Below are 14944 nucleotides of genomic sequence, written 5' to 3' on the forward strand. Positions count from 1 at the left end.
ATATGGACTTCATTATTTCTCCATTAGTTGGTCCGAGAATGTTTCCTCAGAACCCCGAACTTCCTTTTTTAGCATGCGATCACATCCGGCACTAGGGAATGCAGTAAATCCGTTACAGATTTATCCGGTAATAGCTGCGATAAGTCATATCCATGCCGCGAGATGCTTTTTTATTGGGAAAATGAAATGAAGCAGCGGGGGTTCAAACGGCTGATGACCTCGACGATGTCCAATGAAGGGGCGCAGCATTTTTACAGAAAACTGGGGTGCCGGTATGCCGGCGGACTGCTGCTTAACGATGAACCATTGGAGATTTTGCTGGCCAAAACAATACTGAAATGTGCGGCAAACGGGTGCTGTCCCTGTGAGGGCGATGCAGCCGTTTCTTTTTTTTTGTAATGGAACCGGGATACGGGCGTATTAACTGTTGAATTACTTGGCCAGGTAATACATTGGCGAAAGGAGATTCTCAAGTGATGCAAGACCGCGCGCTGCTTCACCCTTTCATGCAGGAGGAGATCAGGGAAAAGACGGAAATAGACAGGTTGTTTACAGAGATTTTTGAAGCCTACTATAAACGGATTTTCAACTATATCGGCTATCGTGTGAGTAGCATTCATACGGTCGAGGATCTGACGAGTGTGGTATTTGAAAAGATATTAAGCAAGCTGGAGACGTATTCGCAGAATAAAGCTCCTTTTGAAGTATGGATGTTCGCCATCGCCAGAAATGTAGTGAATGACTACTACAGAAGGCAAAAAAGACAGCAGTTCTTCTCGCTGGAAGCAATCAAGGAGCTGGTATCAAGCAAAAAAGACCCGGAAAGCCTAATCCTGCGGGAAGAGCAGAGCGACAAACTGATTGGTGCGCTTAACAAACTGGATGAAAGAGAGCGGAATCTGGTGGCGCTAAAATTCGGAGCCTGTCTCCGGAACACGGAAGTTGCCCAGATTACCGGGTTGTCCGAAAGCAATATCGGAGTGATTCTCTACCGTGCCATGAAAAAACTGAAAGCTGAACTTGGGAGTGTGGATCAGTTATGAAAGTCAAAGGCAATAACGATAAGTTTTTGCGCGATATAGAGGCTTGTGAGCACGGTGCGGCTCCGGGGGGGCTGGCCGGTACAGAGGAAAACCGTGAGCTGCTGGAGCTCGGCCAAGCGCTGTCCGGCAAAGATTTCAGCCAATATTCCAACCGCAGCGCCGTGCTGTTTAAAGTACGGGCCATGAACAATAAACAGGAGGCAAACACAATGAAAAATAAACGTGGATTCAAACGTCCTGCCATCGCGCTGAGCGCTGTACTGGCTGGCGGAGTGCTGAGCATAACCATTGCCCAGCCTTCCTTTGCACAGGATATAGTAGATAAAGTGCTGGCTTCGTTCAATCTGGGACATATTGAGGTGGCGCAGATAGAACCTCAGGCTCAACCGACGGAATCAACGGGCAAGCAGTCTTACAAAGCTGCCAAAGAGGGAGAGCAGGACCCGGACATCGCGGAGCATATACTCAGCATAAAGGACACAACAAAGCTGGCCGACTATGCCGACTTTCCGGTAAAGCTCCCGCAGTATTTGCCAGAGGGATACGCCTTTGACAGAGCGGAATTCTATCGTGACGTGGAGGAGGTAAGCGGCAAATATGTCAATCTCCATTTTACAAACAAGGAGACAAAAGGCAGTATCTACATGCAGCAGCGGCTACCTGATGAAGAGAGTGCGTTCGAAACGGGTACAGACGGCAAGATTGAGGAATTGCAGTTGAACGGTGTTAAAGCGATCCTGATGGATGACAGAACGCTGCTTTGGGAAACCAAGGACGCACTGTATTCCCTCTCCAGTGGTAGTGTGAACAGAAGCGAAATCATCCGCATTGCCGAGTCGATCCGCTAATTGTAAGATTCGCGGTATACTATCTTATATTTCTACGAGAAACGGGAGCCGTCTGTAAAGGACGGCTTTGCCGTTTCTTTTTGCGTCCAGCCCATTTCAGCCTAGTAAGGGAACTGCTTCAAAAGAAGGCGGACTATACCAAGTGCCTACGTACGCGATCGTTAAAATCTTTCTGAAATGCATTTGCGATTATAGCAAATGCAAAGGTATGCGGCAGCACTGAAATATGAGATAAACTCCTGATCTAAAACAAATTGGTGAAGTGGTCAAGACGCCGGAGAGTAGCAGTAGTGTATTGTTGCTGCTCAACGACTAAATAGAGCAAATGAAAGAGTAGTTGATGAGTAAGGGAAGGAAGAACTGTATTGTCGAGGGACAAGAACATGGTCCCATTGAAAGTCGCTATTTTAGCGGCTTTTTTATTTTATCGGTACAAGTTCTTGTCCCGAGTCGAGGACAAGAACTTGTACCGATTGCCGTAATGGACAAGAACATGAGCCGATTCCCGATTAGATAAGTATCTTACTATGTTCCATGCAATTTCATTAAGCTAACGGGCAGGATAGTTAGATAAGACAAGAGAGGATAATAAATTGAACCAAGAGATAATAATTAATCTTCCAATAGTAGCATCAAGAATGCAATATTTTTGGTTTTTTGTAGGATCTTCTTAAGAGTGTAAACCGAAGCTACAATTAAGGGTAATATTTTTCTCTTCATTTAACAATCAAAGTACTTTAAACCATACATAACGTCAATTATATTTGACATTATGTATGGTTTGTTTTATATTTTGGATAGAGGTGACAAGGTGGCTAAGAATTTGAAAATGAAGGCAGCAAGAGCTGCATTGGACCTGTCCCAGAAGGAGTTGGCTGAAGCAGTAGGCGTTACAAGACAAACGGTCAACGCTATTGAGAATGGGGACTATAATCCAACAATCCATTTATGTATTGCTATCTGCAAGAGGCTCGGAAAGACACTGGATCAGCTATTTTGGGAGGAATGAGATAATGAACTCGAAGGATCTTGACGAAATGCAGTTGGCCAGACGCAACCACATCGGTAACCAGTCGTTTATGTTACTATTTTATTTACTTTTTCTAGATATCGGACTAAGAGGTTTTGGGGTTACATGGCTAGATTATCCTGTAAATGTCTTCTTGATTATGATCGTGTGCATGTCTTGTTATTTAATCCGTCTACTGTTTGCCGGGGCGTATACAGGGCAGAAAGTGAAGGGAAAGCCGCTCAAAAAGTCAACAGCAGCGCTACTTCTTTCTGTTATTACCTGTGTAACGGCTATCGTTTACTCCTCCAAATTGACGGAAGCAATGGACGACAAAGACGGAACCTTCCTTATTTTAGCCATTTCAATTGCCGTACTTGTGCTGTGTGTTGTGTTTAAGTACTGGAGCAACCGAAGAAACAATCGGGGAGAGGAATAGTTGTGTGATGCCAATATAGACACGGTCCCTATCTTAAAGGGTGATGTTTTACCCTAAATCTTGAGTTTCATGGTGATGCGCTTAAATAGCAACAATGAATTGGTTTCCGTGGCTTGCTTAATAGACGAAGTTATGTTCATTTTTGAGCTAACGGGTAACTATAACTTAATAATTAACTTAAACGAGGCTGCCGTCATGATCGGTAGCCTCGTTGTGCTTACGGGCAGTTTTCTTTAGATACAATATTGATGTTCGGATATGTATAAGCTCTCCTGCAATGCCCAAAGATACTTTTTTATTATATCGAAACTTTACCTATACACGTAGTAAGACAGAATGTTACCGTATTATTATTGTCCTATAATTTACCATCACTGGGGGGTATCTTAATATATGAGCATCAACTTGCAAGATTGGATTCAGGACGCTGATTTGGTCAGCATTCAAAAGGCAATGGCTACGGGTGAATGTGCCTCCGAAGCCCTCGTTCTAGCATATATCGAAAGAATTCATAGGTATAATCCTTTGATCAATGCTGTATTAGAGATTAATCCAGATGTGGTTGAAATCGCAAGGAATCTCGATTTTGAGCTAAAAACAACAGGTAGTCGGGGGCCTCTTCACGGAATACCAATCCTGCTCAAGGATAACATCGATACACACGACCGAATGCATACGAGCGCTGGTTCAATCGCATTGGCTGAGTCGTTTGCTCCTGAAGATTCGTTTATTGCCGCAAAACTCCGCGCTGCCGGCGCAGTTCTTCTAGGTAAGGCAAATATGACCGAGTGGTCGAATTTTATGTCCAGCCGTATGCCTGCTGGATTCAGTTCTAGGGGTGGATATGTGTTGAATCCATATGGACCTGGCAAGCTCTTCGTCAGCGGGTCAAGTTCAGGATCTGCTGCAGCACTAGCTGCGGACCTGGCAGCAGCAGCGATAGGAACAGAAACCGCAGGTTCGATTATTGGGCCGGCCAGCCAACATCTTCTCGTTGGAATAAAGCCTACTATAGGGCTTACGAGCCGCAGCGGCATAATCCCAATCTCCATAAGTCAGGATACACCAGGACCAATTTCCAAGACAGTCACTGATGCAGCGATTCTACTTGGAGCAATCGTCGGTTTTGACGAAAACGATGAGGCAACATGGACTAGCCCGCAACGTACTTCTCATGACTATACAACTTATCTCGACCGAGACTTTCTGCGTAAAGCTCGCATTGGGATTCCCCGACATTACTATGATTCATTGGATGAAGAAAGACTTTCAATCATGGAATCCGCCATTAATGTTCTACGTGAGCAAGGTGCTACAGTTATCGATCCTGTGGACCTCTATTTGGAACAGCATCCATGGAACAATGATGTTATCTGCTACGAATTCAAAACAGGCCTGAATCACTATTTATCGAAGTTGAGCTCGGATATGCCCGTGCATTCTCTTCAAGAATTGATTTCTTATAATCAGAAGCACGCTGCTTCCTCATTGAAGTTTGGCCAAGATAATCTGATTCGCTCGGAACAAAATGCACTAAACGAGACAACCTATCAACTTAAACGTCAAGAATATAACCATCCGACAGTATCGCAAGGAATTGACTATGCACTCGATCAACACGGCTTAGATGCATTAATGCTACCCGGTGATATTGATGGTATGTACATTGCTGCCAGATTAGGGTATCCCCTTATAACGGTGCCCGCCGGTTATTCAGCCAAAGGAACAATTGATGCGGATGGAGATTCGACGCAGGGTCCATTTGGTGTTGTCTTTTCCGGGAGGGCTTTCAGTGAGCCCACGTTAATAAGCATCGCCTATAGTTTCGAGCAGGCAACACTTTTTCGTCGTCCGCCAGATCTGGGTGAATTGATGTAGTCACTGATTCGTAATGATACCATTAGTCTTAACAGCTACGTATTGACCATGTCTCTGCAGGGACTTAACCATCGTGATTACGCTAACGGGTAACGATAGTTCAATACAAACACAGCGATTGAAATTTGCTATTAAATGAGCTGAAAGTGAAATTTTGAAAAGCAAACCTGCGGGAGATCGCTCTATATGGCCTAGTCACAGGGTTGCTGTCATAGACCGCAAAGTAGCAGATAAGTGGAGTGATGATATGAGAAAACAGGAGCAAAGTGTATGCTCCTTATGTTGTTTCTAGGGTCCGCTTCTGAATAGCTCTGTATAAAGAACCTTGTGAAATACCAGTGCCTTCTATAATTTCTTTTACAGAGTATTCCTTACTGTCATACATTCGTAGGGCCAAGGCTATTTTATCCTTGTCGACTTTCGGTCTTCCAAGCTTTTTCCCACGCTTCTTACTTGCTTCCAATCCTTCTTTTACTCGTTCAGCGATGAGATTCCGTTCCAATTCAGCAATCACACACATCATTTGAAACATAGCCTTTCCTGTTGATGTTCGTGTGTCCATATTCTCTTTTAAGGAGACAAATTGTACTCCTATATCTTCAAATTCTTGAATGATACTTAAAATATCGAGGTTTTACGACCCAGACGTGAAATACTCTCTACTACAACAATATCATTTGCCCTAATCACATTCATTAAATTCTGCAGACCTTGACGGTCTTTCACTGTACCAGTGAATTTTTCATCAATTATCTTTTCGCAGCCATATTCCTTTAGCATGCTAAGTTGTCTGTCTAGGTTCTGATCAATCGTGGAAACGCGGTAATGTAGTTGAGTAAAAAAAGAGATGTCGTATGTGCTTGAAGGTGATTAAATGACCTCTCAAACACATTAGTTATTCAAGAAAAGGGCCAGATAATTGAATAACACTTGGTGGTTAAATTGGATATTTTAGTTTAGGTACCTAACATTCAGTAGTAGAAATTTGACTGTTTGCACTTTACTTTGGTAAAATTGTATGTTAAAGAATTATTATGTAACATGGTTTAGGTATCGTACCAGTTTGTGCATATATTCTGATTAGAACGCAATAATATAATGTAGAATAGGTGGAATATCATGAATACTAATCATGATTTTATGGATCATTGGTTAACCATAGACTCTATACAAAATAAAATAAAGAAAGAATTGGAGAATGTCCTGCAAGCGGAGTACAGCTTATCTTTAAAAGAATTCTACGTACTCTACTACCTTTCCAAAGCACCAGACAAAAAGCTCAGATTACAGCAATTGCAAGAGATGATCGGTTTAAGTCAGAGTGCGCTTTCTAGGCTAGTAGGTAATATGGAAGCGAATAGCTGTGGTGCATTAGAAAAGCATGTTTGTACAGATGACCGTAGAGGTACCTATACTCGCCTAACTGACTTAGGTGAGAAGAAACTACAAAGAAGTTTAGTTTCTTTCCGTGAAATACTAAAATCATATCTCTCTACGGTTAATGTTGAAGGATTAATGAAACAGTTAATAGAAGAGTTATAAAAATTCCTAATCAGTCAAAGTACTCATTTTTCAGATGGAGTACTTTGACTTGACATGGAGAAAATTTAGCGTTAAATTATATGCATGCGTCATGCATTTAATTTAAATAAAAAGGAGTTTTTTATCATGGAACATTTATTTAGTCCTTATAAGATAAAAGGATTGGAGTTAAAAAACCGTATTGTGATGTCTCCAATGTGTCAATATTCGGTTGAAAATAAAGATGGGATCGCTACGGACTGGCATTACCTGCACTATGTAAATAGAGCGATCGGTGGAGCTGGATTTATTATGATTGAAATGACAGATGTTGAGCCTGATGGCCGTATTTCAGACTTTGACTTAGGATTATGGTCAGACGAGCAAATCCCTGCTTTAGCAAGAATTGTAGAAGCTTGCCACCGTTATGGAGCAAAAGTTGGTATTCAAATCGCTCACGCTGGACGTAAAGCAGAAGATGCTGCGGTGCCAGTTGCACCTTCTGCTATTCCATTTGATGAAAATTCAAAAACACCTAGAGCTCTTTCAACAGATGAAGTGAAAGAAATGGTAGAAAAGTTTCGCAAGGCCGTACAGCGCGCAGTAAAAGCAGGATTTGACACAATTGAAATCCATGGTGCTCATGGATATTTAATTCATCAATTCCACTCTCCTTTAACAAATAAAAGAAATGATGAGTATGGAAAGGATCTAACTAAGTTTGGCCGAGAAATTATTGAAGCAGCCAAAGCTGAGATACCAGAAGATATGCCGTTAATGATGCGTATATCTGCTAAAGAATATGTAGAAGGTGGATATGGAATTAACCAAAGTATAGAGTTTTCAAAAGAATATCAAAAAGCAGGAGTAGATATCTTTGACATCTCTTCAGGTGGTGAAGGTCCTATTGCTGCTTGGGGAAAACCTGGTACGCATGCTGCTTATCAAGTACCACTAGCTCGAGAAATTAAAAAAGCTCTCAATGTTCCGGTCATTGCAGTTGGAAGATTGGATGCCCCTGGATTGGCAAACGCTGTTATCGGAAATGAGGAGGCAGACCTTGTAGCTGTTGGACGAGGAATGTTACGAAATCCTCATTGGGCATTAGAAGCTGCAGCTACATTAAAAAAAGAAACGACTGTGCCTACACAGTACGCAGATGGTTTTAGAAGATAAGTTGAAATGACAAAAGATAAAAACCTAAAGGAGGAGTATAAAAGATGTCATATATTCAAGACAAAGTAGTCATTATTACAGGATCTTCAAGTGGGATTGGAGAAGCAACAGCGATTCATCTTGCGAAGAATGGAGCTTCTGTCGTTCTAGCTGCCAGAAATGAAGAGAAACTAAAAAATCTAGCAGAGCGAATCAATAAAGAAGGGGGGAAGGCTTCTTACAAGGTGACAGATGTTACCGTCAAAGAAGACGTTCAATCTCTCGTAGACTTTACAGTAGATAAATTCGGAAGAGTTGATACGTTAATTAACAGTGCAGGGATGATGTTGTTCTCCATGTGGGATAACGCTCATGTAGACGAATGGGAAACGATGATTGACCTTAACGTAAAAGGTGTGCTGTATGGAGTAGCTGCGGTCCTACCTCATATGAAGAAACAAGGAAGTGGACAAATCATTAATGTAGGTTCTATTGCCGGTCATGCGATTGGTGAAGGTCATGGTGTGTATAGTTCTACGAAGTATGCAGTAAGAGCAATTACCGAAAGTCTACGTAAAGAGGTATCGGTCAAACATAATATTCAAGCTGTTTTAGTCTCACCAGGTGTCATTGCAACTAATTGGCAGGATACAGTGACAGATGAAGATGTAAAATCTGTACTGGGAGAATTAAATAAGGTAGCTATTGACGTAGACTATGTAGCTGAAACAATTGGATTTGTGGTTAATAAGCCTGCGAACGTCATGATTAATGATGTGATTGTCACACCTACAGCACAGGAATGGTAATGAGATAATTTTGATTACGAAAGAAAAGAGAGGTAATTTACCCCACTTATAAGAATTAGACAATAAGTTTTTACATTTATAGTTTGTTTTAAATTGAATAGAGTAAAATAATATCAATATGGTCAGACCATGTTAATATCATTTTTATCACTATAAGATAAATACTCATTTAAATTCATTTTTGGGGAGGTTTTTTCATGAAGGTATTAGTAGTAGGAGCTAATGGTCGAGTAGGTTCACATCTTGTTGATAAACTAGTTGAGAACGGACATTTTGTTTACGCAGGAACTAGAAGGGATAACCTCACAAGCAGTTCGAACAATGTTCGCTATGTTCATATAGATTTATTAGCGAGCCCTGAAGCAATAGCTGAGCATATGTATGATGCAGAAGCTATTTTCTTTGTAGCTGGTTCTAAAGGAAAAGATTTATTGAAGATTGACTTAAATGGTGCTGTTAAAGTGATGCGCGCTGCTGAGCACAAGAAAATAAAAAGATTTATCATTCTTAGTTCAGTTTTTGCCCTAAATCAAGACAAGTGGAATCAGTCTTTTCTAAAAGATTTAACAAATTATAATATTGCTAAACATTTTGCTGATCATTGGCTAATTAATAATACCAAGCTAGACTATACAATATTACAGCCTGGTGTTTTAAAAGAGGAGCCTGGATCTGGAAAAATAGATGTCAATATTGATTATCCTGGTGAAAATTCTATAGAAAATGTAGTGGATACGTTAGTTCAGAGTTTGCAAGACCCTAATACCATCGAAAAAGTCATCACAATGAGCGATGGTAAAACTCCTATATCAGATGCTTTGCGGAATTTATAAGAATAGCTTTTATATGTGCTAATTAAATAAAACGAGCCTGGGTTAGAAAACTTTATTATCGTTAAACGGACTATTTATAACTTAAGGGGGATTTAGGAAAAATGAGCAAAACAGCAATAAAAGATTACGATGAGATTATTAAAGTGGTGAATAAGTATATTGAAGGTCTTATTTCAGGGAACAAAGAAGTAGCAAAGCAAGCTTTTCATAAAGATGCAACTATGTACGGTTACAATACAACTGATGGCTTTCTAGGAGGACCTATTCAAAACTTATGGGACTTTATGGATAAAGCTGGTTCTGCAATGGATCTTAAATCAAGGGTTGATATTCTAGATGTTGAAGGAACGATTGCTTCTGTTCGTATAAGTTTAGAGAATGATGCATATGGCGAATCATACACTGATTTTCAGCAATTACTTAAACTAGACGGTGAATGGATCATTATTTCGAAGTTATTCCATCTGCATTCGTAATAAGTAATTTCCAAATAGAATCATAAGCCTGTCTCAAAAATAGAGGACTGTCCACTGTTTTTGAGACAGGAATTAAAACCTTTTAAACAGTCAGATCGGTGATAATTATGTGTAAAAAAGCAGGACAAAACCAATGTAATGCGAATCCTAGACAAGAAGAAGATTACGTATAACTACTATTCCTACGACAGTACAAAGCTTAATTTTATTGATGTCACCATTTAGATGATTATTGGCTTGTCTAGTTAGTGTTAGCTAAAAATTACGGGTAACTTTAAACGTGGTAACATTCGGAAATTTCGGTCTATTAGCCTTTATAAATGTAAGAGTTTTCATAAAGGGTCCAGAAATAAAAAAGCCTGATATACAAGAGGGGATGGTGAGATAATCCTCTTTTTTCTTTTTATTGAACTAAAAGAAGGAAATTTACGGTATTCAAAGGTTTTAGAATATCTTATAATTTAAAAAACAGGTGTAGATTTGAAACAAAGTACCGTTTATAAAAAAGATGTACCGTTTTAATGAAAGTTATACCGTTTGCAAAAAAGTTACGATGCTTTACCCCTTTGGATAAGATTATCTAAGGGGTGTTTTTTAGTGAATAAAAATTTAAGAAAAGCAGGTGAAGGCGTAATGAAGACGCTACTATTTGTAACAGATTTATATTATGAAGCAAAAGGAAGAAACTATTATGAAGAGGATTTATTTCTTACTTCTAAACTTAGAGAAGCCTTTAATTTGGTCATCTGTCATCCTGAAGATATCGAAGCATTTGAAGATCATGCTGATTTAATTGTTTTCCGAAATGCAGGTCCAGTCGCAAATTTTAAAGACAAATATGAAGCGTTCCGCAACCGAATTGTTTCTAAACATTTAAACACATATAATTCGTTTGATGGGAAGGCTGATATGAACGGAAAAGAATATTTAATAGAACTAACAAATGCTCATTTTCCTGTTATTCCAACGATTGATACGCTTGATTCCCTAAATAAACTCCCTAATGTAGACACGTATATCGTAAAGCCGAAAGATGGAGCAGATTCTATCGGGATGGAATTTGTTACGAAAGATGAATTGAGTGAAAAAGTTAATTCAGAATCGAAAAATACATTGGTACAACCATTTATCAATTTTGAATATGAAGTCTCATTTTATTTTATCAACAAAGAATTTCAGTATGCTCTTTATGCACCGGATAAAGATAAAAGATGGGAATTGAAAGAGTATGTACCTACGGAAGAAGATTTAGCTTTTGCTAAACGTTTCATCGACTGGAATAATCTTGACTGGGGGATTCAACGAGTTGATGCCTGTCGAAGCGAACAAGGGGAGCTTTTATTAGTCGAATTAGAAGATTTAAATCCTTATCTTTCCTTATTAGAATTATCTGAAGAGACACGTCAGAATTTTGTAGAAGCAATGAAAAAATCATTACAAAAAGCTCTTAAGGTTTAAATTTTTACTGTTCTTATAGAACTATACCAGCTAATATAAGCATCTTAGTTATTCCATTATAGGGCGCGATTGTGGAGTATCAAAGGTAGAAAATGATCAAACTTTTTTATAAAACCGAAACTTAAATCTGTAGAATAAGAATCTATTTTGATCAATCTTTTTTTCAAAGTGGATTCTTTTATTTACCGTAAAAAATACGAGTTTGTGAGGTGTTTTTGATCAAACTTTATTTCAAAGCAACACTTTTATGAAATTTTTAGATTGATTGGAATTCTCTTATTCATATTTAATTTAAATGTCCCATATGGATTCACATGGTTATAAAATAAAGGTGTTAATCCTCTAAAGTCTTCGGGAGTCATCCTCTTTAACCAATACTGATTGTTATTATAGAGAATCTCTTGAACCATTAAAGTATTGATATAAACTAAGCAGTTTTGAAGCAATTGGAGCGATAATGCAGATACTTCTTGGTCTTCTAGAGAATTGAACCGAATTTCGCTATTCTTTCCATAAAAAATGTAATTGTTAACAGAATTCCAATGTTCAACGGTATTTAGTCCTTCATGGATTTCTCTACGAACTTCCTCAAAATGCAGATAATCACATAAGAAAATGGTTTTTATCGCTTTCCCTAACTCACATAAAGCTTGGTAAGTCGGGTGCTTCGTATCTCTCGTAAATCGCTTTAAAATAGCTTCTGCTGATGCAGTTCCTAACCGTAAAGCAGTCGCAAACTTGATGATTTGCTCATACTGTTGACGGATGAGATCCCAGTTAATGGGCCTACTTAATACAGGTTGTAAGTGAGGATATTCCTCATTCATTCCGGCTTCAGGACGATATAATTTTTGAGAGCCAATATTTTTGAAGCGTGGCATCAGCTTAAAATCAAGCAAATGACAAAAGGCAAAAGCAACGACACTTTGTCCATGCGTGTCTACATAATTTCGGTCTATTTCCATGTCTGTACAATGACGAAGAACACCCTCCATCATGGCTGCAACTTCGGAGGAAAGACAAGTTTTAAGCTGAGAATAGATACATGCTGACTTGCGATCTGTATGCCAATATATCATGACTCCATGTCTTTTATAACGAGGATGCCATTCAGTAAGAAGGTTTTGATCCCACGATCCAAAATGTTTTGAATCGGAAGCGCAGGCGGTAGTAGCTTCCCCCCACACCTCTTTTATTCGATGGTAAATGATTTGATTGGTAACCTCTGCATTGGCTTTTCGCAAGTGATCTTTATGAATAAATTTATTACGGATATACTGAAGTTCACGATAGCTATCTTGGTTATTTCCAGCAGAGACAGCTTTTAAACCTGTATTTGTTCCCAATCCAAATAGACTGAGAAGTAGCCGACGTTGAATCGTTTCCTCATCTAAAATAGACCGGTCCGCTGTAGTTTTAAAGTGCTTGGTGAATCCAGTATGAAAGTCTGTTTCTTTTAATAAATCTAAGAGGTTGATATTAAACCAACGGTTTCTGATCTCCTGTTTAATCATAGACAAATGTGGAGGTTCGGGCGCTTTTCTAGCGGGGTAACACGAATCCATCCCTTGTTATTTCTGCTGGTAATCGCAACTTTATCGTTGCTCTTATCTTCAAAGCCTTGGTTCAGTAAATAGAGCTTATCTTTCATCAGTTGTATAATGTCCGAAATAAAAGGCTCTACATCGAGTGGCGCTTTTAGCGCTTGGAAATATTCTTCTTTGTGTTCTTCAAAATCTTGGGGCAGGTGGGATAGATTATTTGCCCTGTTAATGGGATTCCGGGCGTCTGCCGGAATCACTGAATGGCTGCTCGTAACCGGGATTCTATTGCTGTTTACGCTCGCATTGACCTGGATGGCAGTCATATCCGGCCTATTAGCCAAAAGCGCCGAGGGAGCTGGTGCATTCTCCTATCCGCTTATGTTCCTGCCGTTTGTGAGTTCAGCCTTTGTCCCCACCGAATCCATGTCCGGAGTCGTCCGCGCCTTTGCGGAACATCAACCGGTTACTGCTATTGTTGGAGCCATCCGTTCCCTGCTTATGAATGAGCCTGTAGGGAATGACGCTTTGATTGCGATTCTATGGTGCTTAGGTGTTCTTGTTGTTGCTTATATTTTCGCAAAGAGGGCTTACAAGAGTAAGGTAGCATAAATGATAAACGTTGTTCCCGTGTGATCTGGCCGTTCGGCCGGAAGGTGTGTCCTCGAAACCAGAACTTAAGCCATTCTCCTTGGCGATCGCCACGGCGTCATGATACCAGGCGGAGTCGGTCACGTCTTTGAACGAAGGGGCTTTTTGATATTCACCCAACCCTTAGAGCAATAATTTATTTTAGATTCGTTCCTCAAGCGGCGTGAGGTACATTGCAGCACCATCCTGTTTCTTGCGAAATTTCCCCGGGGTCATCCCAGTCCATTTTGTAAATTGGCGAATAAAGCTTTGTACATTTTCATACCCGATTCGATAAGCTATTTGTTCGATGGAATCATTTCCATTTAATAAAAATTGCATGGCTTCCTGCTGTCGGAGAATGGATAGGTAATCTCGTGGGGACATCTGATAGACCTCTCGAAAAATCCGGCTGCAGTGCCTTCTGCTGAAGCCCAGACGATTTGAGATCTGCTCCAACCAGTTGGAAAAGGATTCCTCCCCCAGTTTCTCTGAGGGGACCAGCAACTTCTCGATTTCCCGCGCAATTTGGTAAGACAAATCCTGGTCAGACTGGAGCAGCACAGACTCATGTTCGCAAAATTGTTCAATTTGAAACGAGATGTCAAAAATTCGATGAAGAATCGAAATAAAGGATTCCTTGTTTTCCAAACTCATCATTAGATCCTGAACAGGGACATTCAAATTTCTGCTTAATTGGGTGTCCGGGTGAATCATCATTGGTGCGGCTTTCATCATTTTTTGCAAAAAAGTCGGTTCGATAATTTTAATATGGGCGACAAAGTATTTGGTGCGTGCTCCGGACTCCACACGATATTGATGTAGCATCATGGGGGGGATAATGACCAGGTCTCCTGTCTGTTGTGTAAATGATTGATCATTGATAATGCAAGTTTGAGATCCTTCCAGCACATAGTTGAGTTCGTACATCATATGGTGTAAGTGCCGCTGACACACCATACCCGGATGTTCGACAACGGAAATGTGGGCCCCGTATAAGCAAATCTCCGTATACATATCCTCAAATGTTACAAAATCAGGGACTGGTTTTTTAATATCCATATCGCACCTCTAAGCACTTAGATTCTGCACTACTAGTATACCTGCAAAAACAAAATATGTCCCATTTGGTTCATTATTCATCCCCGGGTTGGCTCCGTTCGTTATCGGAGGGAGTTACTCTCTCGCTTATAATAAGGAACAAATGTGATGCATCCACATCATCTTCATAAATGAGATTGTACACCAGAGGAGGATGGACGACGAGAACACATATATCAAAATAAATAGTTCTTTAAACAACT

13 protein-coding genes and 4 pseudogenes are annotated in these 14944 nt (G+C 40.0%); 13 read left to right on the forward strand and 4 right to left on the reverse strand.

The window, feature by feature from the left end; all coding sequences use genetic code 11:
• Positions 1–156: 156 nt before the first annotated feature.
• The 6 genes and pseudogenes from PLA01S_RS28560 to PLA01S_RS28585 all read left to right on the forward strand — a co-directional run.
• Positions 157–399, forward strand: a pseudogene (locus tag PLA01S_RS28560) (N-acetyltransferase); the annotation flags it as partial.
• A gap of 77 nt (positions 400–476) precedes the next feature.
• Positions 477–1043, forward strand: coding sequence for a sigma-70 family RNA polymerase sigma factor (locus tag PLA01S_RS28565; RefSeq protein WP_127595431.1), 567 nt, complete (start codon positions 477–479; stop codon positions 1041–1043).
• The gene (locus PLA01S_RS28570) at positions 1040–1891 is read left to right on the forward strand and encodes a DUF4367 domain-containing protein (RefSeq protein WP_127595330.1); all 852 of its coding nucleotides are present in this window, start codon (positions 1040–1042) and stop codon (positions 1889–1891) included. The genes PLA01S_RS28565 and PLA01S_RS28570 overlap by 4 nt, the downstream gene beginning before the upstream one ends.
• A gap of 829 nt (positions 1892–2720) precedes the next feature.
• Positions 2721–2900 carry a helix-turn-helix transcriptional regulator gene (locus tag PLA01S_RS28575; RefSeq protein ID WP_268801976.1) on the forward strand — a complete coding sequence of 60 codons (180 nt, stop codon included), beginning with the start codon at positions 2721–2723 and terminating at the stop codon, positions 2898–2900.
• 4 nt (positions 2901–2904) lie between these two features.
• Complete coding sequence (locus tag PLA01S_RS28580; RefSeq protein WP_127595333.1) at positions 2905–3339, forward strand: DUF6773 family protein; 435 nt, start codon at positions 2905–2907, stop codon at positions 3337–3339.
• Between the two features lie 393 nt (positions 3340–3732).
• Entirely contained in the window at positions 3733–5217 is a 1485-nt protein-coding gene (locus PLA01S_RS28585) for an amidase family protein (RefSeq protein WP_127595336.1), read from the forward strand.
• 277 nt (positions 5218–5494) lie between these two features.
• Here PLA01S_RS28585 and PLA01S_RS28590 read toward each other — a convergent pair.
• Positions 5495–5997 (reverse strand): annotated as a pseudogene (locus tag PLA01S_RS28590) (recombinase family protein).
• 339 nt (positions 5998–6336) lie between these two features.
• Between PLA01S_RS28590 and PLA01S_RS28595 the strand changes: the two are divergent.
• The 6 genes from PLA01S_RS28595 (at position 6337) to PLA01S_RS28625 (ending at position 11469) form a co-directional block, all read left to right on the forward strand.
• Positions 6337–6759 (forward strand): MarR family winged helix-turn-helix transcriptional regulator, encoded by a 423-nt coding sequence (locus PLA01S_RS28595; RefSeq protein WP_127595339.1) that lies wholly within the window; start codon positions 6337–6339, stop codon positions 6757–6759.
• 126 nt (positions 6760–6885) lie between these two features.
• Positions 6886–7914, forward strand: coding sequence for an NADH:flavin oxidoreductase/NADH oxidase (locus PLA01S_RS28600; protein ID WP_127595342.1), 1029 nt, complete (start codon positions 6886–6888; stop codon positions 7912–7914).
• 44 nt (positions 7915–7958) lie between these two features.
• Entirely contained in the window at positions 7959–8702 is a 744-nt protein-coding gene (locus PLA01S_RS28605) for an SDR family oxidoreductase (RefSeq protein WP_023988867.1), read from the forward strand.
• Between the two features lie 197 nt (positions 8703–8899).
• Positions 8900–9535, forward strand: coding sequence for an NAD(P)H-binding protein (locus PLA01S_RS28610; protein WP_127595345.1), 636 nt, complete (start codon positions 8900–8902; stop codon positions 9533–9535).
• A 101-nt stretch (positions 9536–9636) separates the two neighbouring features.
• Positions 9637–10011, forward strand: coding sequence for a nuclear transport factor 2 family protein (locus tag PLA01S_RS28615; RefSeq protein ID WP_127595349.1), 375 nt, complete (start codon positions 9637–9639; stop codon positions 10009–10011).
• A 633-nt stretch (positions 10012–10644) separates the two neighbouring features.
• Positions 10645–11469 (forward strand): ATP-grasp domain-containing protein, encoded by an 825-nt coding sequence (locus PLA01S_RS28625; protein WP_127595433.1) that lies wholly within the window; start codon positions 10645–10647, stop codon positions 11467–11469.
• A gap of 245 nt (positions 11470–11714) precedes the next feature.
• Here PLA01S_RS28625 and PLA01S_RS28630 read toward each other — a convergent pair.
• Positions 11715–13216: pseudogene (locus PLA01S_RS28630) on the reverse strand (Tn3 family transposase); the annotation flags it as partial.
• 10 nt (positions 13217–13226) lie between these two features.
• On the opposite strand from PLA01S_RS28630, the pseudogene PLA01S_RS28635 reads away from it, so the two are divergent.
• Positions 13227–13622: pseudogene (locus PLA01S_RS28635) on the forward strand (ABC transporter permease); the annotation flags it as partial.
• On the opposite strand, the gene PLA01S_RS33110 reads toward PLA01S_RS28635, so the two are convergent.
• Together PLA01S_RS33110 and PLA01S_RS28645 are read right to left on the reverse strand one after the other, a co-directional pair.
• Entirely contained in the window at positions 13560–13745 is a 186-nt protein-coding gene (locus PLA01S_RS33110; RefSeq protein ID WP_371860466.1) for a hypothetical protein, read from the reverse strand. The pseudogene PLA01S_RS28635 and the gene PLA01S_RS33110 overlap by 63 nt on opposite strands.
• Before the next feature lie 57 nt (positions 13746–13802).
• The gene (locus tag PLA01S_RS28645) at positions 13803–14702 is read right to left on the reverse strand and encodes an AraC family transcriptional regulator (RefSeq protein ID WP_127595358.1); all 900 of its coding nucleotides are present in this window, start codon (positions 14700–14702) and stop codon (positions 13803–13805) included.
• Positions 14703–14944: the final 242 nt, after the last annotated feature.

It is taken from the genome of Paenibacillus lautus NBRC 15380 (genome assembly GCF_004000945.1).
Taxonomy (GTDB): Bacteria; Bacillota; Bacilli; order Paenibacillales; family Paenibacillaceae; genus Paenibacillus_AQ; species Paenibacillus_AQ lautus.